This is a genomic window from Mesorhizobium sp. ISC15, from assembly GCF_037162615.1.
GTDB classification, from domain to species: Bacteria; Pseudomonadota; Alphaproteobacteria; order Rhizobiales; family Rhizobiaceae; genus Mesorhizobium; species Mesorhizobium mediterraneum.
On record NZ_JAVSPX010000001.1, the window covers coordinates 26,440 to 51,839 of the forward strand.

Below are 25,400 nucleotides of genomic sequence, written 5' to 3' on the forward strand. Positions count from 1 at the left end.
ACTGATCTGCGACGGACGCCTCAAGGATGCTAAAGAGAGCGGCCCGTTCCGTGTTCGTTCGACCTTATCGTTGCTGAGCGTACTTTCGACGCTGTGCCCTCAAATACGCATGCAGCGCGTCGAGATGGCCTTGCCGCGGCTGCGATTGACTTCATTCCTCCAAATCGGTGCCGGATTGGTACAATCTCAGGCGCTGCTCCCAATGATCCGGTAGATCTCCGCCATTGCTCTGATGGATAATTCGCTTGAGTTCGCGAATGCCCTCCTGGATCAGCGCCCGGCCAGCAGAGGTATCCAGGCTCTTCATTGTCCAGGGCCGCTCCCAGAAGGCAGCCGGTATGCCTTGCACGAGGTTAGCCGCAGTGACGCCCGCCTTCTCGCCATTGTCTGCCATCACGGGGTCGTTCGAGAATGCTGGGTCATAATCCGACTTCAGCTTTTCAACGACCATCTCGGAGATCGTCTGGATGGTCGCTTTGAGCATCAGGTTTGGGAAGCCGGCAGCTGTTGCGGCAGTGATACCGTACTGACCGAAAACCGCCCGCCAGATAGCATAGAGTACGGCGAGCGCATCGGACTCGTCCTCCCGGGTTTCCGGAAAGGCACGCACGATGGCGCGCAGCGAGTTCTCGAGCGCGGTCGGCGGAACGAGGAGGGCGGCGTCTTCGAAGCGGTTGTTCACCCAGTCGACCAGCTTGTTGAATGGGCTCTCCGAATCTTCATTGAGCACGTCGACTGCTGTCGAATAATGCGGAGCGGTAATGGATGCCTGTGAGCCGGCTCCGCAGATTCGCTTCGATCTTCGAAATTCGCCAGCAGCGCCTTCAGGTTGCCAGTCGGAACCTTGTGTGACTTGTTGTTGATAGTCACGAACTGAAAGGCGCGCTCCACCTTCGGCAAGGACAAGAAAAGGCAGATTGGGACTTTCACATCATAGTCGAGCATGGACATGCCCTTGAGGCGATGCTGCCCGTCGATGATGAACGCAGCCCCCCTGATCCGCTCTGGATCGAAGGTGATCTTGGTCATGCCGTTCGCTGTGTCTTCGAGCACAAAGCCGGCTGCGTTTGCGAGGTCCTCCACCGATTCGGCTTGGGGGATGGATTCATCCAGCGCGATCGTCACGCTGGTAGGGATCACGTTGTTTGGCGACGCGTTGAAGAATTTGCGGATCTGCCTCCAGCGCGATTCCACCAGCTCGCGCTGAACGTTGCCCCGGTCAAGCTTGATGTTGTCGGCTTCTGCCCAACCGACCACCTCCTTGGCATCTGCCACGAAGACGAGGAACTTGACCTGCGCACCGGGGCGCTGCTCGACGAGAATACCAGTATAGCTAATCACGTATCTTGATCCCTCTTCCTCCGCTCCCGCGTGCAGATCTCCGCAAGCGCCGCAGCCTATCTCGACGTTCAGGAAATGGTAGACGTCGCCCTGGTTCTTCCTGAACAAGAAAAGACGCTCGTCGGGCGCATCATAGAATTTTATCGAGCATCGGGCACACTCGCCTTTCTGTCGCCACAGGACTAGGAAACGCGCTCTGGCGTGGAACGCTCTTGCCACCTTCACGCTATCCATCGACGCCGTGATGAAGGCTTCAACCGCCTCATCAGCGAATCATAGCTTCACATCCTTGAACTTGTTGCAGGACTCACAACACCCCGCGAGGTTCGCCCGCGACCTGCTGCCACCCCGCTTCTGGGGGAACATGTGGTCCAATTCGAACGAACGATAATTCGCGTTCTTCATCTCGGCGTCGGGGTGCGGGCGATCCGCGTAATGCAGACCACGACCGCAGATATAGCATCGGTGGCCGTTGCCAGAGGCGAAGTCCTCGACCTCTCGCCGCTGCGTGGTTGTCAGGACTGCCCCCTTTCTCCGAATCCGAGCGCTGATTCTCGACAGCAGCCAGGCAATCTCCTGCCGCTGTTCCTCGCCGAGCGAGAGGACTTCCTCGACCGTGTCTGCCAGTCGATCCTGCCTCGCATCCTCCGGGAAGGTGGCCATCTCCAGATCAATCTGGCGTGCTCGGGTGACCAAGCGGGCGTGGATGTAGCTGATCATCCTGTCCCTGACGAACCCATAAGTCTCCCGATCGACCAAAACGACGGGCGGCTCAAAGTCGATTGCGGAGCTTATCAATGACCAAAGGCGGGGACCCCAGTCCTCCTTCTTGCCGTCAACGTCATCCCAAAACGCGTAAGTACGCGGTAAATCTATCCGATAGGGTTCCAATCAGAACCCCCGTTCTGCGGCACACTAAGACTCATCTTTCCTCCCTGATGCTGCGCAAGCGGCAGCATAATATAAGCCTGATATGCACTCCAACCCATTGTTTCCCAGTCGCCCTATTCGGCCGCAGCCTTCATTGCGGCATGAAGGCGATCTGTCACCGCCTTCATGCGTTCGTACGCAGGCAACAAGAAATCGCTCCGATACCGGACGGGGTCTTTTTCGTTTAGAGCGTCGATCGATTTGAGACCAAGATAGACGTCGACCTGGCTGCCCCCGTTCGTTGACGAGTGCGCAAAAGCGCCCAACACCTGATCGGGGCGGATCAATCCTTGCTCCGCGCACCGATCAAGCGCGGCGAGAGGCGTAGGACCAAGGCCAACATAAAGCGCATCAGGGTTCAGCATCGAAAGCGACGGCACAAAATCTCTTTCGAAACTCTCCCGGAAGACCGGAGTTCGCAGAACGTCGTCAAAACTGCCAGCAAAGGGCTTTCCCCTCCGGAATGCCGCATGGGGGACTATGGAGGTTGCATGCAGTAGATCACTTCGATGCGCCCATAGATCCTCTTCTCTTTCAATTCCCAGGAGTTCGGAGAAGCCGAAATGTCGCATCATTTGCAGCAGTTTGGGTCGCATCGTCGGACCGCCGAATGCTCCATGTTTCTTCGCTTCGGCGAGAATTTTCTCGTTAGTCAGCCCAACCTTGATCTTACTGCTGACTGTCCGGTATGCGAGCGCGATCTGGTCTGGGCCGGGAGTGATCCCGACGACCACCAGGCGAGCGGCCGAATTCACGTGTTCGAACGGAATATAAAAGAGTTCGTCTCGTCCATCGACATCGAGGAGCGTCTCTGGTGTTCGAGCTGCCGCTTCACCACGCCGATTGATGACGTCGCGATAACGATCAAAAAAAATTGGTACTGCCATGAAGTCCCCGACCCTCGGACCTTATACCGCGACGACGCGAATATCCAGTCCGCTCGTCGCCAATACCTGCGGTGACCACTGAGACGGCTCCGGCTAGATGTCGCATCGCAAACTTCAGTGGGATCCGGGTTTCAACCAGTGGAATGCGTTCAGTGAGTGTCATCTGGATAGCGAAGCCGCGCGTAAAGCGAGATGCGAAGATTAAGCCGGCAAGAGCCGCTACAGGGAGTATGTTCCCGAGACCGAGGAATACGGTATGCGCTCCTTCGTCTATCGCGAGCGGCGGCCGTTCGATCCGATGAGACTAAAGGCCTTGGTCGGCAGAGCATGGCCGGGCGTGGTGAGGACAAAGGGCTTCTTCTGGCTGGCGACACGGCCCCACCATGTCGGCGAGATCAGCCAGGCCGGCGCGCTGGTCAGGACCGGGAAGCGCGGCGTGTGGTGGGCATCGGTGCCGAGGCACCAATGGGCAGACCAACCAAATAGCGCGCCGCCATGAAGTCCTATCTCGATCCAGTCTGGAGCGACCGGTGGCAGGAGATCGTCCTCATCGGCTGCGACCCGATAGACGAGGCGGGATCCGCTCCGAGCTCGACGCCTGCCTCGTTCCAGAGCGCGACTTCATGCCCGACCGCTGGCGCGACCTTCCCGATCTTTCCGAGCTGGGAAACGCGGGCGGCATCAACATCAAGTCCCTTGTGGCGCTGTCGCGTCCGCAGCCGCATCGCAACTACAAGTGTCATTCCCGACTTCCCGACTGCACTATCGTCCAACCCTGCATAATGGGTAGCCGGCAACCTCCTGAAGAGGCGGAAGAGCCGCGGCAATCGCATCGAGACCGTCCGTAAAAGGAGCCGGCCCTGACTGCAGGATAAGCGGCGACTTGATCTCGACGATGCGGTTGTTGTCTGACCACTGGAATCGCTGCCCGACCGGGCGGCTCCTGATCCTGTCCGACCACGACCTTCTTGACGCACAAGGAGGCAAGAATGATATCGGGTGCGGCCGCGATGAGGCGCGATTTCGACGGTGACCAGATCGGCTCGCATGAGGCCTGATCGACAAAATTGCCTGAAGACAGGGGGCCGCCGAAAGGTCAGCGGCCAGCGCCGAGCCGTTCCATCTCGTCTTGAACCCTGCTGATCAGGTGACCGGTTTCGGCGTGGAGCAGTTTGAGCCGGCGTAGCTTGGAATTCAAAGATTCAGCCATTTCACCCCTTTCCGGTTCGGACGGCGCTGTGCCGACGCCGTGGAGGATCCACGAAATGCTGACATTGAGAATCCCGGACAAATTTGCAAGCCGATGCGATCCGGGCTGTGATCGATCGCTTTCCCATGCGTTGATAGTCGCCATTTTCACGCCGATCCGCCACGCAAGCTGTTTGACGCTCAAGCCGCTTGCCTCCCGCGCTCGGGAAAGGCGCCCGCCGCTCGTATCAAGATCCGGCATTTCCTCGTAAATATTCGTGGTGTCGGTCACCCGATTTGCCTCCAATTTTCATGAATCCACCGCCGTCGGCTGGCGCGCGACTTCTACGACAATGAAGCAGCGCGGACGGTATCACAAGCCGATGCGGGCTATACCCCTATTGAGACAGTTAGGCTGAATTCTTCAAAACCGGAACATCAGAGCTGCGATCTTTCCGGTAGCGCCGTTTCGACCGGCAGCAGATTGCCGTTGAGGCCCCGTGGGCCAGGATCGTCTGCAGGCGCCGTTGCTGAGCTTCTGGGTAGGTATCCGCTGCTGCAAAGCGGCGCTTGCCAGCAATGCCACTACTTTCTGTGCCGCGACAGGGAATTTTTCTCCCGTATGGGTTCACTTCTCGAAGCTTATGGGCTAAATAGTACCCTTCATCCGGAAAATAATGTCTTTGCGCACATTTTGTGCGGAGGCATGAATTTGTGATATAAGAAACGGAGTCGGTATATTGGAAAATATTAGCTACGATGCGACCGGCAAGATAAACTTAGACAATATTTATAACAATTCGGAGCCGACAGCTTACTTTTCCACTTTGTCTCGCCTTAGCTATCGGATTCCTCAGGAAGCAAAACCTCAATTCCAACGATTGATCGAAGCACGGCGGAGCGCCACCGAATCCGAACCGGCCAAGGTGATCGATCTTGGTTGCTCTTATGGGATCAACGGCGCGCTTCTTAAGCACGGACGTTCGATGGATGAACTCTACCGGCTCTACGGAGTGGCGGCCGACGATCTCGAGGCGCTTCTCAAGCGGGACCGTGACCTCTATGCCAAACCGACGGATGCCGCGCTCGAAATTGTCGGTGTCGACCCAGCAGATCGCGCGATATCCTATGCGGTCGATGCGGGCATGCTCGACGCAGGCGTTGCGACCGATCTCGAAAAAAGAGACCCGACGCCAGAAGACACGGCCGCGATCGAAAACGCCGACCTCATCATTTCGACCGGCTGCGTCGGCTACGTTACTGAGACTTCGTTGGAACGGCTCCTGGAGACGAGCCTCGACAGTCGTCCGTGGATGGCGCATTTCGTGCTGCGCATGTTCGATTTCGGAGGCCCGGAAGAAATGTTGGGCCGGCACGGCTATGTCACGGAGAAGCTGGAAGGACTGTTTCGACAGCGGCGTTTTGCTTCCGTCGAGGAACGGCAGCATGTGCTCGACAATCTCCGCCAGCTGGGGGTCGATGCCGCCGGCGCGGAGGAGAACGGTTGGTACCTCGCCGAACTGCATGTCGCACGACCGGAAGAGGTCGCGAAATCTATGCCCCTCGGCGAGATTCTAAACGGCAGTGCAAGGCAGATTCTATAGATTTAGGAGTCGCGAGACATCGTCACAAACTTGGGTTTGAATTGCACGGCCGAGTTTTGGAAGGCAGAGGCAAGAGGTTGAGGAAGACAAGCGTCATTGACGTGCTCAGGGCGATGGCTAGATTGCCTTCGCGCGGGTGAAGATTGCCCGCCTTAAACGCTTGGTTGCTGTGTTGGCGTAGATCAAGAACGCAACGGCACGCGCCTATTGCTGCGTTTGAGTTTGAATTCCTCCTCAGCCCGCCACGCAGATCCGGGCCAATGCAACCTTGAGCCGGGCATTTTGTCCTTCGCCGAGACGCTCACGTTCGGCGGCGACCACATCCGGATTCGCATTGGCAACGAACTTTTCGTTCGAAAGCTTGCCGGCAATAAGAGCGATCTCCTGCTCGGTTTTTGCAATCGCCTTCTCCAGGCGAGCCTTTTCGGCAGACAAGTCGATAAGACTGCCGAGAGGCAGGCAGACCGTTGCCTTGCCGACGACGATTTGGGCGCTCCCTTGGCGCGGTGTCGAGGAGCGAAATCGCCTCGACGCGCGCCACTTTGCCAAAACGCCCGAGGGGATCGCACGCCCAAAACTCTGCTCAGGGAAGTGCCGGCATTGGACGGACGGACCTCATTTCTTCAGTCAACGTGGCCCTTTCAAGCCTGGGGCAGCCGACCGTCGTTGACATGCCGGCGCAAAACCATCAACCCATAATGTTCCAAATTAAACTGGCTCGACGAAAGAGCCGTCTCCGTTGCTCCGGTCTCGGTGTTGAGTTCTCTCTGGGCAAGGAAACGGCGCGAGAGGGGGGTTTGATGGTGCAAGATCCAGCGCCGGATCAGGAAGGCCATCGCGGAAGCAACGGATTGGACGCCTGGACCAATCTGCTGCTGAGGAGCGCGGGTGTTGCCGCCCATTCTCCATTATCCCGCGAACAATTCTTTGTACCCTGTCGTCACCATCCAGTTCGCCCGATCGAGATGGCTTCGCGCGGCTTTGCGGGCACGCTCCGGTTCCTGACGCGGATCGATGCCGAGGATCTCCTGCGCCATCTCCCTCATAGCTGGCATCATCAGCGGCCGCATCCAGGAACCTCAGGTACAGCGTGTGGTGCTGCTTATCGTACGTGGTCAGGCTGTCGGACCATGGCACTTCTTCCTGGATTGCCGGTTTCGTTCCGACTTTCATGGCAGTTCGGTACTCCATCATTATTTCAGTGGGATATTCCTTCGACAGGTTAGCCAAAGCGGATGGGAATCCTAGTCCTAAATGACAATCCCCGATCTCTCTGCAAATGTCCCGCCGCGGTTATTCTGCCGCCGCCTCGACCCAGTCCGGGCTCAACGGCGGCAGATCCTCGAGTTCCCCTCCACGGACTGCGGGCGCGCGAGGCGCGGCAATCTTGCAGCGTTGCGGAGATGAACGAAATTCATGAGCGCGGTCCAAGCTCTCAGTCGCTGCGCAGAATCTTTGCTTCGAGCGCGGCTGCCACAAAAGCACGCCGAGCGACTGGTGGATGAGCCTCCCTCGCAACACCTGCAGACAGGCGTCCATTGCTGCCTTGCGCTTCGCGGTCTGACGATGGAGATGCCGCAGCAGGATGTTGGACGCGTCATTGACATCGAACACGACACGCTCCGAGCTATGACGGCTGACTTGAACAACAACTGGCCTTTCAAATCTGCTCGAGCCGGTTATCACTCCCCCCAGCGGCGACAGCCTCGCTCGCATTTATTTCCTTAGCCGAAACATTCGGCTGCACCCTCGCAGCTAAACTTGATCGCTGGCGTCCAAGCGGTGGTCACGAGCGCAGTCTGTTCATGTCCGGTGGCGCGGGATTTGGCTAGCTCAATCTCGACACTGTCGCCTTGCGCCAGTGTCGCACAGTTTGTGGAAAGCCTATGCCTGCACTTTTCCGCTGCCCGCCTTGCACGCAGCGAGCCACTGCATAGCGGAGGATGGGTCCTCCAATATGGCAACTCGCTTCGCAAAGCCGATAAAGGCATTGCTGGCAGCGCCTACCGGTATGTGCCCAGCATATGCGTCACAACACGCCCTCAGGGCGGTCTCATAGGTCAGGTCTCTGCGATCCTCGGGCCACTCATTGAGAAACTCGATAGCGTCCGCAGGACTGGCAATCTCTTGCACGATATAGCTGGCGCGCTTCACGAAAATGGGGCTGCTGAAAGCCTCAGCGTTCATTCGTTCCCTCCCACCTGCTCCATAGCCAATGGCGACGGGCCGCATCGATGCCCGCCGATCATTGCAGCAATGTGCTGTCAGGGCGATGACGATTCAAGAGGAAGAAGATGCGTGATCTGCATCCTCGGTAAGCAGTTCGGCTGCGCATCACCGCGAAGTCCGGCGAAGCCTGCTCAGGCATCTATCTTCCTTCCTGGCCTGATCTGTCGTCATTCTCTAATGGCGGATGAACGACACAATTTGAAAGGCCCATTTAACTGCCGAGCCACAATATGACCGCCTGCGAAGTGAGCGCCCGCATGGACTCTCCGACCGGCGACGCAACCTCGCGGCTTCGTGAGATCAGGGCTGGCTGACACTATTTCCCAAGACATTCCTGATGCGGCGGCTATGCACGGAACTGGGCATCTGTTCAGGGCCATGGGCGTGCTATACGGCTCTGATGGCTATTGGTTCGATGTTGCGCCGGCGCTGGCTGCCGGAAAAGAGCTTTCCATCCTACGCGTATCTGCCGGGCAGGCAACCGCATCCCGTGCGCGACCCCGCGGGACATAGCTACAATAGCGAAGCCATGCCGTTGGCGGCAGAGGCGTCGCTGGACTCAGACATATTCCTCTGGGGTCTCGACCTCTTCAACCATGGTTATTACTGGGAAGCCCATGAGGCGTGGGAGGGTCTGTGGCAAGTTGCAGACCGAGGCGCTCCGCTTCGGACGCTCTTCAAGGGATTGATCCTGTTATCGGCGGCCGGCGTGAAGATCCGCGAGGGCAAGCAGGCGGCGGCGATGCGTCATGCCGGACGCGCCGCGGCGCTCCTTCGTCGGCTGAACACGGCGGATCATACCTTCGAGCGCGCGCTCGGCATGTCACCCGCAGCGCTCGCCGAACGCGCAGAAGCCGCGGCACGGATCCCGGCAGCCTTGCAGGCGACAGCGCTCGGTCAGCCCCAACCCGTGTTTGACTTCATTCTCGGACCAAGCTCCGGCGAAAGGCCGATCAGCTCGCAAAAACAAACAGTCATCCGTAGAAGTCGCCGGGAATAGACACGTCACTGACGAACGACGAATGCCAGGTTTCGTTCACCTGGCCGTATTTTCGTGTAGCGCGGAATTTCGTCACGTTGTTTTCGGAATATAAAGCTCAAGACGGCATGGCTGCATATCGGTTCCGGCGCCTGGCAGCCGAAACGATTTCCGGGGCGAACGCCTATTAGCAATCGCTTATGGCGATACTTATGCTGCCGAGACATTTATTGCCTTCGGCCACAACCATCACTATGTAGCAAGACTTCGCCTGCTGTCTTTCCAGCCACCCGGAGAATTTCATGACGGAAGAAGCCGATCACAATCTCGACGCCCTCATCAAGCTTACCGCCGAGGTCGTCTCAGCCTATGTCTCGAACAATCCGGTCCCAGTGGGCGATCTTCCCGCCCTGATCGGCCAAGTACATGCGGCACTGAAAGGAACGGCGGGCAGCGTTTCCGCAGAACAGCCGCAGGCTCTCAAGCCTGCTGTCCCTATCAAGAAGTCGGTGATGGCGGACTACATCATCTGCCTTGAGGATGGAAAGAACTTCAAATCGCTAAAGCGCCATCTGTCGACCCACTATGGCCTCACGCCGGACGAATATCGCGCCAAATGGAGCCTGCCGGCGGACTATCCCATGGTCGCGCCGAATTACGCCGCTGCGCGCTCGGCCTTGGCCAAGACCATGGGTCTCGGCCGCAAACCGAAAGAGTCGGAAACGCCGACGCCGGCGAAGCGGACCGGCAAGAAGGTCGCAGTCTGATTTTATCTCTCGAGGGTCGTGCGGGAGCGCGCGGCTGCTACCGGCACGATCTGCGCAGAATAGGGAAAGGCGGGGGACCAAACCACGCCTTACCTCGCGCCCATTCGCTCTTGCCGGGACGCAGGAGAAAATTTCAGCCAGTCATCGCACAACCCACGCATCTACAAGCATCGCATCGTTGGCGACTACGCAGTCAATGGCACGCCACCACATATCAGTGGCGGATCGGCCGCAGCCCGGCATGAAGCTGCAAGCAAGGCTAATCGGTTCCGTCACAGCGTACTCCAGCTGAATATCGAGATCATGTGCGCCGACAGCCCGCAGGCCAAGGGCTGCCTCGAACGCGCCAACCTGACGCCGCCGTCTTGTGAAGAAGCTACCCTGGCAACATCAGCACGATGGACGCGGCGAACGCCTACGCGGCCGAGTTCGATATCCCTTCGCCTCCCTCAATCCGCGCCATCGCGTCCGCCGCGTCTCGGCCAAAGCCGCAATCGTCAGCGGCCTCTCGCGCGGGAGGCCGAGAAGGGCATGTTCCGGCTTCTTGTTCGCGTCAGGCTTAGCTGCAGTGCGGCCAATCGATGCCCGCACGCTTTTTCGGGAGGCCAAAGGCAGCGCATCGGCCTTGCCGCGCGCGCGCTCATGCTGCAGCCGGAGCTGCTTGTCGCCGACGAGCGCCGGCGCTCGACGTGATCTGCCCTCGTTGCGACAACGCAAAGGAGAGCAAATGACCAGCACCATTAATCTCTACAGCCGCCAGCTATGGCAACGATTTTGAGAGTGGATCTTTCGAGACCATGTCGATGCTTACACCCAGGTCACGCTTTCGCATATGCGATATGCAATTTGTGCATTGCAATATATGCGGCGATCGATATGATCCTGTTGTCGGCCATCTACTCCTCACAGATGCGATGCCGACGCTGAATGCGGTGCACCTCCTCCCGCGCTGCATTTCAAATCGAGCCCACTGCCACCTCCTCCGGCAGTGGGCTTTTTCTTTGTATGAGCGCCAATTTCGCCCTTGGCCGACGTATTGGCTTCTAGGCGAGGCGAACTACGCCAGCCCCGTTTGGAGCGGGAGGTGACCTGGAGGCCCTCCGCAACAGTTCAAATGAACCTTGTTATTGTGCAGTGACGATACTGCTGCATCCGCGTTCTGCGTAGCGTCGTGGCCATCTTAACGGCCGACCACAAGGAATACTGATTTGCGAAAAATCTCCGACACCATCACCCGCCTCGCCGCATTCCGCGCCGGGCCGGGTTTTCAGACCAAAGGCCAATGCCGCGATCGGTTATCGGATCTGGGCGATTTCGGGTCCAATCCGGGTGCCTTGCGTGCGAGGATCTACGTTCCGGATGATCTGCCCGAAGCCGCGCCTCTCGTCGTGGTGCTGCATGGCTGCACGCAGACCGCGGCCGGTTACGACGATGGTTCTGGCTGGTCGCAACTGGCCGATCAGGAAGGTTTTTCACTGCTGCTTCCCGAGCAGCAACCCGCGAACAACCCCAACCTCTGCTTCAACTGGTTCGTGCCCGGCGATACAAAGCGGAACCGCGGAGAGGCCCTTTCCATCCGCCAGATGATCGGGGCGGTTGTCGTCGAATATGGCCTCGACCGTAAGCGCACCTTTGTCACCCGGAGGCGCCATGACATCGGTGATGCTGGCTTGCTACCCGGAGGTTTTTGCAGGCGGCGCGATCATCGCGGGGCTGCCCTATGGGAGCGCAAAGACAATCCCTGAGGCCTTCGACCGCATGCGCGGTCATGGCATGCCCTCGGAACGGCAATTGCAGAAAGCCCTGCGCGATGCCTCACTGCATAAAGGTCCTTGGCCTACGATATCGGTCTGGCACGGCTCGGCCGATCAAACCGTAGCATCTTCCAACGCTGATGCCATCGTCGAGCAATGGCGGGCCATTCACGGACTCGATGCACGTTCGACCCGATCCGAAATGGTGGATGGTCATTCACGGCGCGTCTGGTGCAATGCTCAAGGACAGGAGCTGATCGAGGAATACCGCATTGCCGGAATGGGCCACGGGACGCCACTTGACACAGCCGGCGACGCCGCGCTGGGCGTTGGGGGTCCGTTCATGCTGGACGTCGGTATCTCCTCTACCCGGCATATCGCGCGGTTCTGGGGAATAGCGAAGCCGTGCGTAAAGCGAGATGGGATGACCAAGCCGGCAAGAGCCACCAGCGAGGCGCTCGCGCCCGGTTGCGCGCGCGCTTTCTCGATGCCCAAGGTTGGGATTCCCAATGTCCCTCACTCCGCGAAACGGGCAAACATCCCGCCTTCTCAGAAGCTCAACTCCGCCGCGGGGATACGAAAAGTCATAGAGGATGCCCTGCGATCGGCAGGCTTGATGCACTAGCGTCTTGCCGCAACACCACCACTTTAGCACCTCCGCACGTCAGCAATAATTCGATATCCGGCCAACCCTGTACTGCCTGGATTTCGTCCCGGTTCGACAGGTGCCAGCAAGACCTTTGTTGCCTTTTCGAGAATGATCGGCATTCTCGCCACAGATTCGGCAAGCCGGGCTTGGTCGGACCATCCGCACGATTCTTTCAAGACCGCTGGTGAACTGAGGGAAGCTCCTGGCGGGCGATTTGGATGCGAAGCGTTGGAAGAGCGATGTCCGTGTGGAACTGGGCGGACGCGACAATAGGATCAATATCCCTTCCACCCGAGCGGCGGCCGAATGTCTTCTCCGCATCTGGCCGACGGACTGGGGGCCGCGCCACAAGAAGGCCCGCGAAGTCTGCATCGCGGTCCTGAAGGGCGAGCAGCCGCCCCGTTTTGCGCGGCAGGCTTTCGTCGAGGCCGCCCGCGAGGCCGAAATACTGGTCGTGGGCGTTTTTCCCGGCTGACGCGGTCCAACGAAGCGATCGCGAGGCGACGGAATGGCTGCTCTACCAATGGCCGTCGATGACGTCGGCGACAGGTCGGCAGGATCATGTCGGGGTATTTCTAAGAGTTGCGGCAATGACATGGGATACAAAAACGGTCGACGTCAACTGCTCTGTCTCGAGTTTTAGGAATTGCGACAGCTAGTACGCAACAAGCGGCCGGCAGACTCGGGAAGTCCGGCTATCGCCCAACGGCAAACGCTGAACAGTCGAAGGTATTCACATAATAGCGGAATGCGGCCTGCGCCTTGGACTGGTTCGTCAGGTTGGGGAAGATCAGCATCATTTCATAGGGCGGAATTTCCCAGCCGGGTAGCAGTTCCACAAGGCGGCCGACCGCGACGGACGGCTGGCACACATAAGCGGGAAGGAGTGCGACCCCGCCGCCTGCGATACAGGATTGCAGCAGAAAGCCCATAGAGTCCGAAGTCGCGGCCGCAGGCGGACGCATGACGATCGGTGTATCGTCTGACGAGAACACCCATTCAGGCTGCGCATCATGCACCAGGCAGCGGTGATGCAGAAGATCGGTCGGTTCCCGCAGAGGACTGCCAGCCGCCAGATAGGCCGGGGCGGAGACGAGAACCCGTTTGATCGATGAGACACGCCTCACGATCAGGTCCTGACCTGTGGTCGTGCCAACGCGAAAAGCGAAATCAATCCGCTCGCTGATGATGTCGAGATGCCGGTTTGTGGCGATCAGCTCGACCGCGATCCGAGGAAACTGCGTGGTAAATCCGTGTAGGAAGGTCGGCATGAAATAGCTGGCTGTTACTTCCGGGCAGGTGATCTTCAGCGTCCCGACGAGCTGTTCCTTTAGATTGGTCATCGCCATGTCCGCAGCCGAGACCTCTGCGCGAACGCGGCGGCAGTATTCCAGGTAGACCTGGCCGCTGCCGGTAAGACTTACGTGCCGGGTGGAACGGTTGAGGAGCCGCAGTCCCAGGCGTGCCTCAAGCTGGGGCGATTCGCTGGCTGACTGTGGATTTGGGCATCCCGAGCCGCCCTCCGGCACGGGTAAAGCTGCCCGTTTCGGCGACTTCGGCCAAAAGGATCATGTCATTCACGCCGTCCAAAGCGCCGCATCCTCTTTCGTGTCGCTGCCATTGTGCAATAGCACGGACAAAATGTCCGTATAATCAGAATTGTTGGAACGTTCTCGGCTCGGTAACCTCGGCGCACGAAGAAGGGGAGGCGGAAATGTCGATCAGTGAGATGGCCCCAAAGGCTGACAGGGTGGGCATCGCCGTTGCGGCCATGATTTTCACTGACCTGACGCTTTCCATCGCGGACGCGATCATCAAGGTCACGATCTCGGCCATGCCGCTGTCGCAGTTCATTTTCCTGCGGTCCTGCGTCACGCTGCCTTTGTTGATCTCGATCCTGAAATGGCGCTTTCCGCAGGTATCGTTGCGCCCAGCCTATCCTGGCTGGGCCATCATGCGAAGCAGCCTGCTTCTGTCGAGCCTACTGATCTACTACGCTTCGCCGGACTTGCTGAGGCTGGGAAAAGGCGAAACATCGAGAAATAGACCAGCCCATATAGGGCTGCTGCGGCCATCAGGCTGGTCGTATTGGGGTGGAAGCACGAAGACAACAACACAGCGAGGAAGGGGATCGTGAGTGCTGTCCGGATGCCGGCGCGGTCGGCCATGAAGCCGATTGCGAAGCTGCCTCACATGCCGACAAAGCCGATTGCCGACCACTCACCGCCAAACTCATTGGCGCAGCGACGTTCCTATCGGGTCAGGCGAAGCTTCTTGAATATGCCGCTCATCTCGTTGCCATGGCACGGTCAATCGCCCTCTCAGTCTCGCCATTGACGGACTTGCTCTTCAAGCGTGCGCCGGCGAACTCGAGGAGCGCGTAGGTGATCTCTTGCTCGGTCCAGCCGGATTCCGCTGCGCGCTCAGCCAATTAGTGGAAGGCCGGTTCCAAGGCGAGCTGGCATTGAAGGCCGCGATCCGGATGGTCGGCTGGGCAGCTTGGTCCCACGATCGCCACGCTTGATCGCTTCATTGCAGGCCATGGGCTCTCGCCCCTCTCCTTTTGCCACACGAGGCGCGCCAGCTCACGGTGTTGTTGTTCGTGTGCGCCCCGGCAACCGTTTCATCTTGTCAACCAGCTGCTCCAGCGATCCCGCGCGTTCCAACTCCGCAAAGAAATGATGCGGCGTGACGCTACCCAGCCGGTGCCTCTCGTCCAGTTTCCACACATAGGGATAGTCGACCACGAAATCGGATCGAGGCGAGGCCTTGGACGGTTCAGCCTTGGTCAGGATGCCGCCGCCCACGAGCCGATCAGCCTTCTCGATGATTTGGCGCACCCTCGATTTCGACAGGCCATGTTCCTGCGCCAGGTCGGCGAAACTCTTGCCCTTCAGAAAGCCTTCGACCAGGGCGACATTCCTATCGACGGTCGGGCTAAACGCCCAATAGGCACGCAGTTTTTCCAGTATCATTCCGTTCGTTCATCCGGTTGTTCGCCCCCCTTGCAAACCTTACCCAGCCAAATCGGCGCTTGGAAGACACGACTCTCATCATGGCGTACGTTGCTGCGAAAACGGCCAACTGACATAAACGATCAGCGACTTCTGGTCTGATCTCGGCACCGATGCGGCCGACTGTGGTCGACGCGCCGGGGCCTTCAGGCATGTACGCGCTACCAGCATGTCCCGTCATGATCGTGCGCTAATGTAATGAACAAACGGTGAATGATCGCTATCGCAGGGGGAAATGGGCAGAGCGGCACAAGACGGCCGTTCGCGTCGGTCAAATGCCAACCCTTAGCAAAACCGGCGCATTCTTACGTTTAACTGCCAAGCGACAGGAGACGTAGATTGCGCCTGATGCCGCTTGTGGCAGTGGCTGCATCATCTGTGTTTTCAAAGAGGCCGAAAGTGAGGCCATTTTGCCTCTGACGTTGATGGGGCTCCAATCGCCAGCGGGCTGCTGCTTTGCGATCCGCGGCAACGTACTTCGCGACTAGAGTTGATCCGCGCGCTCTAGGCGCGCGAATAAAGAGTGAAATTCTCGTTGAATGAGCTTCCTGCCCGGCTCGTCTCGCCGCCTGGTCCTACAATTGCTCAAAGGAAAGATCGGAGCTGCGGTCGGTGGCGCCGGTGGGCTCTTGGCCGGTCTGGGAGCATTCGCCATACCCGGCATCGGGCCTGTAGTTGGCGCCGGCTGGCTTGTCGCAACTTTGGTTGGCGCGGCGGCTGGTGGCGTTGCCGGCGGTCTGCTCGGCATGTTGACCGACGCGTCAACGAGCGTGACGCCCATATTTACGCGGAGGGGGTGCGTCGAGGTGGATCATTGGTCAGCGCCGGTGTGGATGACCGACAGGTCGATGCAGCCACTGCCATACTGCCGCAGTCAGGTTCGGTCGATATCGGGGATCGCCGGAATGAATAGAAGCCGGCAGGTGGTCGGCGTTCGACGAGGGCGCCGGACCCTGGAACCCTGCGGACAGCGACACACGGCCCACCATCATTCCCCCTCCGCCACGTTAACCTGGAAGGTAACAATACTTCTGCGGCTTGGGATGAGGCACACATGGACGACCGATTTGCCCTTGGCGAGTAGCGGAGACGCTTGCGCGCCTCCGCTCTCTCAGAACCGTGCGTGAACCTCTCAGCTCACACGGCTCCCATCAGGCAAACGTGCCGATCAGACCGAGTTGCCAGTGCACGAAGAGATCGGTGCGCTGCTCGACGATCCGTTGTAAGAACCGACTTGCCCGCGCCTTACCCCTGCCAAAGCGCTTGAACTTCCGCCTTGCCCACGCAAGCACCGTCTGATTGACGTAGCGAAGTATGGGCTGCAGCCCCGTTGGCGCATACCGTCCATAATAGCTGATCCACCCCCTGAGGAGCGGATTGGTCAGCCGGGCGATGTCGTTCAACGAGAGCTGCGTCTGTCGGCGGATGTGCAAGTCCCTGATCTTTTCCCGCATCGCTTTCAGCGCCGAGGAACTGACCGCTGGTGTGAAGCCGCAAAACAGTCGCCCGCTTTGCGTTCCCCATACCGCGCGAGGTCGGAAACAATATCCGAGGAAGTCGAACGTCACGTTCGGATGTTGCCCTCTGCGTTTGGAGTCTCTGCAGTAGATGATCTTGGTCTTCGTCGGGTGCAGTTCCAGTTGGCATTCCGCCAACCTCGCCTGAAGCGCAGCCTTGACGGCTTCTGCCTCCTGCTCGGTCCGGCAGTGCACCAGCCCGTCATCCGCATACCGACACCATGGGAGGTCGGGATGTGTCCGTTTCATCCACAGATCAAACGCATAGTGCAGAAAAAGATTTGAAAGAATCGGCGAAACTACGCCCCCTTGCGGAGTTCCGCAGTTCCGTTCAATCCTCTGTCCATCCTTCTCCATGGGCGCTGTCAGCCATCTCTCGATGTATAGTAATGCCCATTTGCTCTTTACGTGCCTGCGAACTGCCGTGAGCAAAAGCTCGTGCGAGATGTTGTCAAACAGACCCTTGATGTCGAATTCCAGAACCCAGTCATATTTCCAGCACCGCTGACGCGTGATCCCCACGGCATCCAAGGCCGATTTTCTCGGTCTATAGCCATAAGAATCTGACAGGAAAATCTGATCGAGCTCCGGTTCGATGAGCTGCTTGACCACCATCTGCGCGATCCTGTCGCTCACGGTGGGCACACCCAAAATCCGCTGGCCCCCAGTCTTTTTCGGAATGGGGACGGCACGCACCGGTGGCGGAAAATAGCTTCCCGAGCTCATCCTGTTCCAGATCCTGTAGAGATTCCTCCCCAGGTTGGCTTCGAATGCCTCGATCGTCTGCCCGTCCACGCCAGCCGCACCACCATTGGATTTGACCGCTTTGTAGGCTTCGTACACCAGCCGCTTATCGATCATAAACGGCTTGTCTGCCATATTCGCCGTCGTCATCCTGTTTTCCAGTTGTTCCGAAGAATACGACCACCTGATCCGACCCCTTCGCTCCAGCCCCATTACAGGACCTTCGTCACTACTACGGGTCGATCCGCCCCAACTTCCTGCATCGGTACTCTCGCCTCACGGTGGTGTGCCGCTTGTGCTTCTCCCTTGGCATCAGAAAGCTGGTTCCTGCAGTTCCGCGCAAAAGCCTGCATCCGGCTCATGCCCCCTATACGCCGTCCACTGTCCGCCCAGTCATCAGGCTCCCGACGGACTTGTCCCGAGAGATCCATACGCCCTCGGTTTTAGTGGTGTTAAAGAGTTCTAACGACGCGTCATCGAAGGGTTTGCTTGCGCTCATCTTCCGGATGCCTACCTGCCCCGGATCATGTCCGCGGCTTTTGACCCAACGCTAACCACCATGGCTCTTCTACCACAGCAGCTTGGGCTGGTTTGAGACCCGCTCCTGAAAGCCGATCCCGAGGGGCCTACCCTCATCTTTCACGCAGCTTCTCAGCATGTTGTCAGTTCACCATCGAACCTCCCTCTGCTTGCTGCAGCACACTATGGACGGACACTAGCTAGCCTGAAAAATTCATGGGGGGGAGTTGGCGGATGTGGTGCAAGCCGTTGAAAGGACGTAGGATTTGGTTGCTTACGCCGATCCGCGCCATTTCCCAGAGACCACACCCGCCATGAATGATCCTACGCTGCCGCTGACCGGTTTGTCATCTGTTCGTGGCAAGTCCGTCGTCGCGCGTTTCGACGGCGGCATGCTGTCGTCCAACAGTGGGGTTCTGGCTCTGGCCGAGGTGGAAAAGCGGCTGCGCGTGGCTGACCGTCTGGCGCGCTGCATCGATGATCCGCGCTGCCCGGACCAGGTCATCCATAGCCTGGCCGATATGATCGGCTTCCGCATGAAGACGATTGCCGCCGGTTATGAGGATGGCAACGATGCCAACCGGCTGCGCTCCGATCCGACCTTCAAGATGGCCCAGGATGCGCCGGGTCGGGATCTGGCGTCCCAGTCGACGATGTGCCGGCTGGAAAACCTGCCTGGCGTGCGGGAACTGGTCGCTATGGGCCGTGCGATGGTCGACCTTTATTGCGCTTCCTTCCGCCAGGTTCCGAAGCGGATCGTGCTCGACATTGACGACACCTTTGATGCCGTGCATGGCGGCCAGCAATCGCGGCTGTTCAATGCCCATTACGACGAATACGGCTTCCAGCCGATCGTGGTGTTCGATGGCGCGGGACGGTTCGTCAGCGCGATCCTGCGACCGGCCAAGCGGCCGAGTGGGGCAGAAATCCGCCCCCACCTGCGCCGCCTGGTGCGGGCGATCCGGAGCAATTGGCCGAACACCCGGATCCTGATCCGGGCCGACAGCCATTATTGCAGTCCGCAGGTCATCGACTGGTGCCGCGCCAACGATATCGATTTCATCCTCGGCCTGGCGCTCACCACGACCTTGCGCAAGCATGTCGCGGATCTGGAGGCCAGCACGACGGCGCGCTTCGAAGCGTCGGCGAAGAGGGGCAAGGTCCGCAGGTTCAAGGAGTTCGTTGACGGCGCCGCCAGCTGGAGCCGCGTCGAGCGCATCATCGCGCGCGTCGAGGTCGGCGCCCAAGGTTGAGAACAACATCAAGTCGTGGAAGACGCATCTCGCCGCCGACCGCACCTCCTGCACAAGAGCGACGGCCAACCAGTTCCGGCTGTTCCTGCATGCCGGCGCCTACTGGCTTATGTGGGGCCTGCGCGCCGCGATGCCGAAACGCTTGAGCGTTGCAGCCGCCCAATTCGACACGCTGCGACTGCGCCTCATCAAGATCGCCGCGCGCGTGGTCGAGATGAAAACCCAAATCCGCCTGCACCTGCCGACATCCTGCCCGGACCAGCGCATCCTGCGCATCGTCCTCAGTCGCATCCCGCAACTCGCGACATAAACAATGGGGCGCAGACGTCCCGAAACAAACCCGCTGACCTCAACCCGCAAACCCCGCCTTCATCACGACGGATCACCGCCGGCGCCTGATGAGCCTTGGCCAAAGTTGCTGACCCAGGAGGTAGTGTTCAGCGTCAAAAACTGGCTGGCTTTTGATTGGAACGGTGGCCGGCTTCAAATCGGAACGGTGGCCGGTCTTTGATCAGAATGGCGGCCGGCTTCACGTCGGAATCCGCATCTTTCAATAGCGTAACGAGATGGCATTCTGACAGGGACCAGGCGTGGTGACGGCGATGTCCTTCCGCCATACCAGTGATGACCGTCCCGTTTCCGAAGCGCCGCATCAGTTGGCGCCTATCTGGGCCTAACGCCGCGGCAAGCAGTCGGCCGAGACGGATGCCACAGGCCATATCTCTGGACGGGCGATCCCCTACTGCGAACCTATCTCTTCGAGGCGGCCAGTGGCTGCTACATCGAACGAGGCGCTGGTGTGCGCTGAAGGCCTGGGGGCTGCCTCGCCTGGTCCGGGGCCGACACCGCCTTGAACGCCGGCCTCCTGGTGATCTCGCCCTTTGTGGCGCCAACGATTATGGCGGCATCCGCGGCGCTGAGATCGGAATGGGCCGCCTTCAGCGCGTCCGCCCAGGCTCCGTTGCTCTGCCCCGGCTGCCGCGGCGTCGCCGCCGCGATCGCGGCCAGCCTCGCCTGGTCCGGGGCCGACACCGTCTGGAACGCCGCCCTCCCTACGATATTGTTCTTTGTGTCGCCAACGATCACGGCGGCATCCGCGGCGCTGAGATCGGGATGGGCCGCCTTCAGCGCGTCCGCCCAGGCTCCGTTGCTCTGCCGCGGCTGCCGCGGCGTCGCCGCCGCGATCGCGGCCAGCCTCGCCTGGTCCGGGGCCGACACCGTCTGGAACGCCGCCCTCCCTACGATATTGTTCTTTGTGTCGCCAACGATCATGGCGGCATCCGCGGCGCTGAGATCGGGATGGGCCGCCTTCAGCGCGTCCGCCCAGGCTCCGTTGCTCTGCCGCGGCTGCCGCGGCGTCGCCGCCGCGATCTCGGCCAGTCTCGCCTGGTCCTGGGCCGACACCGTCTTGAACGCCGCCCTCCTGGCGATATCGCTTGTCTTTGTGGCGCCAACGATTATGGCAGCATCCGCGGCGCTGAGATCGGGATGGGCCGCCTTCAGCGCGTCCGCCCAGGCTCCGTTGCTCTGCCCCGGCTGCCGCGGCGTCGCCGCCGCGATCTCGGCCAGCCTCGCCTGGTCCTGGGCCGACACCGCCTTGAACGCCGCCCTCCTGGCGATATCGCTTGTCTTTGTGGCGCCAACGATTATGGCAGCATCCGCGGCGCTGAGATCGGGATGGGCCGCCTTCAGCGCGTCCGCCCAGGCTCCGTTGCTCTGCCCCGGCTGCCGCGGCGTCGCCGCCGCGATCTCGGCCAGCCTCGCCTGGTCCTGGGCCGACACCGCCTTGAACGCCGCCCTCCCTACGATCTCGCTTGTCTTTGTGTCGCCGACGATTATGGCGGCATCCGCGGCGCTGAGATCGGAATGGGCCGCCTTCAGCGCGTCCGCCCAGGCTCCGTTGCTCTGCCCCGGCTGCCGCGGCGTCGCCGCCGCGATCGCGGCCAGCCTCGCCTGGTCCGGGGCCGACACCGCCTTGAACGCCGGCCTCCTGGTGATCTCGCCCTTTGTGGCGCCAACGATTATGGCGGCATCCGCGGCGCTGAGATCGGAATGGGCCGCCTTCAGCGCGTCCGCCCAGGCTCCGTTGCTCTGCCCCGGCTGCCGCGGCGTCGCCGCCGCGATCGCGGCCAGCCTCGCCTGGTCCGGGGCCGACACCGCCTTGAACGCCGCCCTCCCTACGATCTCGCCCTTTGTGGCGCCGACGATTATGGCGGCATCCGCGGCGCTGAGATCGGAATGGGCCGCCTTCAGCGCGTCCGCCCAGGCTCCGTTGCTCTGCCGCGGCTGCCGCGGCGTCGCCGCCGCGATCGCGGCCAGCCTCGCCTGGTCCGGGGCCGACACCGCCTTGAACGCCGCCCTCTCGGCGATCTGGCTCTTTGTGGCGCCAACGATTATGGCGGCATCCGCGGCGCTGAGATCGGAATGGGCCGCCTTCAGCGCGTCCGCCCAGGCTCCGTTGCTCTGCCCCGGCTGCCGCGGCGTCGCCGCCGCGATCGCGGCCAGCCTCGCCTGGTCCGCGGCCGACACCGCCTTGAACGCCGCCCTCCTGGCGATATGGCGCTTTGTGGCGCCGACGATTATGGCGGCATCCGCGGCGCTGAGATCGGGATGGGCCGCCTTCAGCGCGTCCGCCCAGGCTCCGTTGCTCTGCCCCGGCTGCCGCGGCGTCGCCGCCGCGATCGCGGCCAGCCTCGCCTGGTCCGGGGCCGACACCGCCTGGAACGCTGCCCTCTCGGCGATATGGCCCTTTGTGGCGCCGACGATTATGGCGGCATCCGCGGCGCTGAGATCGGAATGGGCCGCCTTCAGCGCGTCCGCCCAGGCTGCGTTGCTCTGCCTCGGCTGCCGCGGCGTCGCCGCCGCGATCGCGGCCAGGTCGGGTCCGCCCTCCATCTTCTCATCGGAGGGATCCAGCTCTATGTCTTCATCCCTCGCCAATTCGCCAAAGTTTTTCCCGCGCTTCGGTTTCAAGTTCGACGCCGTATCACGCTGCTCCAAGACGATTGCCGGTCGCGCCCCGTGCCGCGCCAGTAACGCCGTACGATCGGCGACAACGCTTCGAAGATCCAGCGATGCGCCCTCTGGCGGCTGGCTGTTCGCCAGCCTGCTCACCAGTTCGCGCGTGGCCTCAAGCACGGAAACACCGCAGTCATATCCGTTGCCCTGCGGCGCCATCTGCCCTTCCTGGTACCATGTCTCCTCCCCCAGCTTGCGAGCGAGGTTGCGTGCAATAACGCCCTGCCCAGAGCCCGTCAGTGAATTGTAATGAACGGCCTGCTGCCCCTGGGGATGTTTTCGGTCGACGAACAGGAGCGACCAGTGCGTCCCGGCGGTAGCACTATTGGCATTGTTCACCCAAAACAGGAACCGTGGCTCTTGCCCAGCATCGTTGACATAAAGCCCTCGCAGCGTGTCCTGCAGATTATCTGCCTCGGCATTGACCAGCATGTGGACAACCGCGGGCGGCACAAAACTGGTCTGGGCAGCGAACTCTGGGTAGGTCTGTCTCATATCCCTGGCAAGACGATTGTAGTCCGCATGAATGTGCTCGTCGCCCAGCCATTCGGTGGGGCCGAGCGCCATACGCTGCGGCACTTCCACTTGCCGCCGTTGAGCCGCCGTGCCGTCTTGCTCATGTTCGGCGGCCGGCCTCCCGCGCTTGGCACCCGCCCGATCGCGTGCCTCCATAATCTCGTTCGGGATGGCAGGTTGCTCGGGGGGCAGCCCCGAAACCGTCGGATCGGCCCCGGCAGAGATTTGAGGGAAATCGGCGTGAGTGAGCGCATCGAGTTGGTCCGGACTCGCTGGAAAACCGTCTCGCCCGAACTGCTCGACCATCTGTCCGGAATAGTCCTCCGCTCTCTCAGTCGCTCCCCCGTCCACGGCAGGAAACCCAGGAGTGCTGTCGCTTGGCCCGGCAAGGGGCTGCGGCGAAAGCTCCACAAACTGCTGAACCTCCTCCATAGCGTCCGAGGGGAGAGCTTGCCGCGGATGCGCGTCGGTTTGCGGATATGTTCCGCTGGCCACGTCCTCATCCGCCGGCAGAACAAGGCTGCCGGCGCGAGTAGGCGCATCGTGTTCGACCCGGCTCGCTGGGTCTCCCCGGAACTGCTCGACCATCCGCCATGCCTGTCCGGAAGCCTCCTCCTCCAAGGCGAGCCAAGACTCCGCCACACTCCACTTCGCCTCCGGCAACTGTTCCCTGAGGATGCCCAGGGCGTGCTCGTAGTCCTCCGCTCTCTCAGTCGCTCCCCCGTCCACGGCAGGAAACCCAGGAGTGCTGTCGCTTGGCCCGGCAAGGGGCTGCGGCGAAAGCTCCACAAACTGCTGAACCTCCTCCATAGCGTCCGAGGGGAGAGCTTGCCGCGGATGCGCGTCGGTTTGCGGATATGTTCCGCTGGCCACGTCCTCATCCGCCGGCAGAACAAGGCTGCCGGCGCGAGTAGGCGCATCGTGTTCGACCCGGCTCGCTGGGTCTCCCCGGAACTGCTCGACCATCCGCCATGCCTGTCCGGAAGCCTCCTCCTCCAAGGCGAGCCAAGACTCCGCCACACTCCACTTCGCCTCCGGCAACTGTTCCCTGAGGATGCCCAGGGCGTGCTCGTAGTCCTCCGCTCTCTCAGTCGCTCCCCCGTCCACGGCAGGAAACCCAGGAGTGCTTCTGAAGGAAGCCATCAGGTCCGCTCGGGCTTGATCGGAGGCTTGGCCGATGGACGTCGTGGTTGCTTCGCTCGGCTGCCGCCCCATGGCGAGGCTTTGCGGATTTTCTGTCCTCTGCCTCTTCGCTGGTCTCAACAGTGCTGTGTAATGTTCAGTGTTGATGATGACGCCCCCGCTGTTCACGCAGTTGCTCCTGTCAAGTGTACCCGTCAGCTCGTCGTGGGCCTCGCGCGACTTGCTCAAGTGCTGGTCAAACGGCGCTGGCGCGACTTGTCGGGCTTGCTGCTCTTGCAACACGGCTTGTTGCGACCCGGCTGCTCCAAAAGCTTCCGCGGGGATTGCGGCAAGCTCGTGCGGCAAGCGGCCCTGCCTCAGTCGGTTTTGCAGCGCCTGCCGATCGGCGACGAGGTCGTCGAGGTGCAGCGGCCGCTGCCGTTCCGGCCACTCTTGGTTCGCCAATCTCTGAACCAGCGCGCGCGTGCCGTCCACCACGAAGACGCCGCAATCAACACCGTTGTTCTGCCGGGCCATGTCGGGTGTCACCACGGTGGTCGCGTCCAGTCTTGCTGCGAGCTCTCGTGCAGGCGCGTCATTGTATCCCCGTCCATCGCGCTGATGGATGGAGTCGTAGTGATAGGCGACCGCTCTTTCCGGGTCGCGGCGATCAACGAGCAGCAGCGACCAATGCTCGTTGCGTCCATCAGTCGCCACCGTAGCCATGGGATCGCCACTGTTCACTGGCAGGAACACGAATTCGGCTGCGACGTCGTTGTGATGATAGATGGACAGCAATGTAGGTTGCGGGTCCCGGTCGTGACGGCGCAGTTGCTGGGAGACCAAGGAATCCACCAGCCGCGTTCGGGCGGCGAGCGCTGGGTGGTCCACCTGCAGGCTCTGCTCCAGCAACTGGTAATCCCTGCTGATATGGGCGTCATCCAGCAGGTCGGGGCCGAGCACCGCCCCCCGGGGGAGGTTGGACGAACCTGACCGAAGAGCTGCGATCTGTGCATCGGAGGAGAGCATCGCGTCTGGGACGGCGAAAACGTTTATAGAGTCCTCGATCGCAGCGGGGGGTGCCTCAGACCTTGCGGAGGGCGCGGCCTCCGCATGCAGCCTTCCGATGTGTTCGGACCCAGTCCCTTGAACCGGTCCCCCTTCCAATGGCAATTCACCCAACTGCTGCATGGGCGGCTGCATCGGCACGCGGCCGCCTGAATTGCCGATTTCGCTCAGCGGCTGCTGAATGGCGGCGGCTCGCGGGGCGGCGGCCTGAACTCCGGCGTGCCCAGAGCCGGCCGCCGCCAAAGCGTCGGCCACGATGCTGTTGAGGTCACGCGGTCCAGCGGGCATCCCTGGGTCGCCG

General features: G+C 60.7%; 20 protein-coding genes and 7 pseudogenes. 11 read left to right on the forward strand and 16 right to left on the reverse strand.

Annotated elements, in window-relative coordinates:
* Positions 1–151: 151 nt before the first annotated feature.
* The 4 genes from RPG13_RS00135 to RPG13_RS00150 all read right to left on the reverse strand — a co-directional run bounded on the left by RPG13_RS00135 (position 152) and on the right by RPG13_RS00150 (position 3,158).
* On the reverse strand, positions 152–730 hold the full coding sequence (locus RPG13_RS00135; RefSeq protein WP_337124141.1) for a hypothetical protein: 579 nt from the start codon (positions 728–730) through the stop codon (positions 152–154).
* Complete coding sequence (locus RPG13_RS00140; protein ID WP_337124142.1) at positions 679–1,449, reverse strand: DGQHR domain-containing protein; 771 nt, start codon at positions 1,447–1,449, stop codon at positions 679–681. The genes RPG13_RS00135 and RPG13_RS00140 overlap by 52 nt, the downstream gene beginning before the upstream one ends.
* A gap of 165 nt (positions 1,450–1,614) precedes the next feature.
* On the reverse strand, positions 1,615–2,061 hold the full coding sequence (locus RPG13_RS00145; protein ID WP_337124143.1) for an HNH endonuclease: 447 nt from the start codon (positions 2,059–2,061) through the stop codon (positions 1,615–1,617).
* A gap of 284 nt (positions 2,062–2,345) precedes the next feature.
* Positions 2,346–3,158 carry a hypothetical protein gene (locus tag RPG13_RS00150; RefSeq protein ID WP_127208243.1) on the reverse strand — a complete coding sequence of 271 codons (813 nt, stop codon included), beginning with the start codon at positions 3,156–3,158 and terminating at the stop codon, positions 2,346–2,348.
* A gap of 220 nt (positions 3,159–3,378) precedes the next feature.
* Between RPG13_RS00150 and RPG13_RS00155 the strand changes: the two are divergent.
* Positions 3,379–3,839 (forward strand): annotated as a pseudogene (locus tag RPG13_RS00155) (GTP-binding protein); the annotation flags it as partial.
* 81 nt (positions 3,840–3,920) lie between these two features.
* On the opposite strand, the pseudogene RPG13_RS00160 reads toward RPG13_RS00155, so the two are convergent.
* Positions 3,921–4,176: pseudogene (locus RPG13_RS00160) on the reverse strand (cobalamin-binding protein); the annotation flags it as partial.
* 78 nt (positions 4,177–4,254) lie between these two features.
* Positions 4,255–4,638: a helix-turn-helix domain-containing protein gene (locus RPG13_RS00165; RefSeq protein ID WP_337124144.1), complete on the reverse strand. Its 384-nt coding sequence runs from the start codon at positions 4,636–4,638 to the stop codon at positions 4,255–4,257.
* 448 nt (positions 4,639–5,086) lie between these two features.
* On the opposite strand from RPG13_RS00165, the gene RPG13_RS00170 reads away from it, so the two are divergent.
* On the forward strand, positions 5,087–5,950 hold the full coding sequence (locus RPG13_RS00170; protein WP_337124145.1) for a class I SAM-dependent methyltransferase: 864 nt from the start codon (positions 5,087–5,089) through the stop codon (positions 5,948–5,950).
* A gap of 234 nt (positions 5,951–6,184) precedes the next feature.
* On the opposite strand, the pseudogene RPG13_RS00175 reads toward RPG13_RS00170, so the two are convergent.
* From RPG13_RS00175 to RPG13_RS00190, 4 genes and pseudogenes are all read right to left on the reverse strand, one after another.
* A pseudogene (locus RPG13_RS00175) lies at positions 6,185–6,494 on the reverse strand (valine--tRNA ligase); the annotation flags it as partial.
* Between the two features lie 97 nt (positions 6,495–6,591).
* Entirely contained in the window at positions 6,592–6,852 is a 261-nt protein-coding gene (locus RPG13_RS00180) for a hypothetical protein (protein WP_337124146.1), read from the reverse strand.
* 6 nt (positions 6,853–6,858) lie between these two features.
* A pseudogene (locus RPG13_RS00185) lies at positions 6,859–7,141 on the reverse strand (DNA -binding domain-containing protein).
* Between the two features lie 693 nt (positions 7,142–7,834).
* Positions 7,835–8,137, reverse strand: coding sequence for a DUF982 domain-containing protein (locus RPG13_RS00190; protein ID WP_337124147.1), 303 nt, complete (start codon positions 8,135–8,137; stop codon positions 7,835–7,837).
* 577 nt (positions 8,138–8,714) lie between these two features.
* Between RPG13_RS00190 and RPG13_RS00195 the strand changes: the two genes are divergently transcribed.
* From RPG13_RS00195 to RPG13_RS00215, 5 genes and pseudogenes are all read left to right on the forward strand, one after another.
* Entirely contained in the window at positions 8,715–9,179 is a 465-nt protein-coding gene (locus RPG13_RS00195; protein ID WP_442921320.1) for a DUF309 domain-containing protein, read from the forward strand.
* A 281-nt stretch (positions 9,180–9,460) separates the two neighbouring features.
* Positions 9,461–9,925 carry a MucR family transcriptional regulator gene (locus RPG13_RS00200; protein ID WP_337124148.1) on the forward strand — a complete coding sequence of 155 codons (465 nt, stop codon included), beginning with the start codon at positions 9,461–9,463 and terminating at the stop codon, positions 9,923–9,925.
* A gap of 531 nt (positions 9,926–10,456) precedes the next feature.
* Positions 10,457–10,618, forward strand: coding sequence for an ATP-binding cassette domain-containing protein (locus RPG13_RS00205; RefSeq protein ID WP_337124149.1), 162 nt, complete (start codon positions 10,457–10,459; stop codon positions 10,616–10,618).
* A gap of 515 nt (positions 10,619–11,133) precedes the next feature.
* Positions 11,134–12,304, forward strand: a pseudogene (locus RPG13_RS00210) (extracellular catalytic domain type 1 short-chain-length polyhydroxyalkanoate depolymerase).
* A 238-nt stretch (positions 12,305–12,542) separates the two neighbouring features.
* A complete protein-coding gene (locus RPG13_RS00215) occupies positions 12,543–12,803 on the forward strand; it encodes a DUF982 domain-containing protein (protein ID WP_337124150.1) in 261 nt (86 codons plus the stop codon).
* Between the two features lie 220 nt (positions 12,804–13,023).
* Here the strand turns inward: RPG13_RS00215 and RPG13_RS00220 are convergent, their stop codons facing one another.
* Both RPG13_RS00220 and RPG13_RS34870 read right to left on the reverse strand, forming a co-directional pair.
* Entirely contained in the window at positions 13,024–13,671 is a 648-nt protein-coding gene (locus tag RPG13_RS00220; protein ID WP_337124151.1) for a substrate binding domain-containing protein, read from the reverse strand.
* A gap of 124 nt (positions 13,672–13,795) precedes the next feature.
* Positions 13,796–13,900, reverse strand: coding sequence for a helix-turn-helix domain-containing protein (locus RPG13_RS34870; RefSeq protein WP_442921381.1), 105 nt, complete (start codon positions 13,898–13,900; stop codon positions 13,796–13,798).
* Between the two features lie 142 nt (positions 13,901–14,042).
* On the opposite strand from RPG13_RS34870, the gene RPG13_RS00225 reads away from it, so the two are divergent.
* The gene (locus RPG13_RS00225; protein WP_337124152.1) at positions 14,043–14,465 is read left to right on the forward strand and encodes a hypothetical protein; all 423 of its coding nucleotides are present in this window, start codon (positions 14,043–14,045) and stop codon (positions 14,463–14,465) included.
* A gap of 448 nt (positions 14,466–14,913) precedes the next feature.
* Here the strand turns inward: RPG13_RS00225 and RPG13_RS00230 are convergent, their stop codons facing one another.
* Complete coding sequence (locus tag RPG13_RS00230; protein WP_337124153.1) at positions 14,914–15,303, reverse strand: hypothetical protein; 390 nt, start codon at positions 15,301–15,303, stop codon at positions 14,914–14,916.
* A gap of 635 nt (positions 15,304–15,938) precedes the next feature.
* Here RPG13_RS00230 and RPG13_RS00235 point away from each other — a divergent pair.
* A pseudogene (locus tag RPG13_RS00235) lies at positions 15,939–16,353 on the forward strand (hypothetical protein); the annotation flags it as partial.
* 140 nt (positions 16,354–16,493) lie between these two features.
* Here the strand turns inward: RPG13_RS00235 and ltrA are convergent.
* Positions 16,494–17,753: a group II intron reverse transcriptase/maturase gene (gene ltrA / locus RPG13_RS00240; RefSeq protein WP_337124154.1), complete on the reverse strand. Its 1,260-nt coding sequence runs from the start codon at positions 17,751–17,753 to the stop codon at positions 16,494–16,496.
* Between the two features lie 683 nt (positions 17,754–18,436).
* Between ltrA and RPG13_RS00245 the strand changes: the two are divergent.
* Positions 18,437–19,685, forward strand: a pseudogene (locus RPG13_RS00245) (IS1380 family transposase).
* Between the two features lie 133 nt (positions 19,686–19,818).
* Here RPG13_RS00245 and RPG13_RS00250 read toward each other — a convergent pair.
* Positions 19,819–20,028, reverse strand: a complete 210-nt coding sequence (locus RPG13_RS00250) for a hypothetical protein (protein WP_337124155.1) — start codon at positions 20,026–20,028, stop codon at positions 19,819–19,821.
* A 14-nt stretch (positions 20,029–20,042) separates the two neighbouring features.
* Between RPG13_RS00250 and RPG13_RS00255 the strand changes: the two genes are divergently transcribed.
* Complete coding sequence (locus RPG13_RS00255) at positions 20,043–20,183, forward strand: hypothetical protein (RefSeq protein WP_287068744.1); 141 nt, start codon at positions 20,043–20,045, stop codon at positions 20,181–20,183.
* Here the strand turns inward: RPG13_RS00255 and RPG13_RS00260 are convergent.
* On the reverse strand, positions 20,153–25,387 hold the full coding sequence (locus tag RPG13_RS00260) for a hypothetical protein (RefSeq protein ID WP_337124156.1): 5,235 nt from the start codon (positions 25,385–25,387) through the stop codon (positions 20,153–20,155). The two genes, RPG13_RS00255 and RPG13_RS00260, sit on opposite strands and share 31 nt — an antisense overlap.
* Between the last annotated feature and the right edge of the window lie 13 nt (positions 25,388–25,400).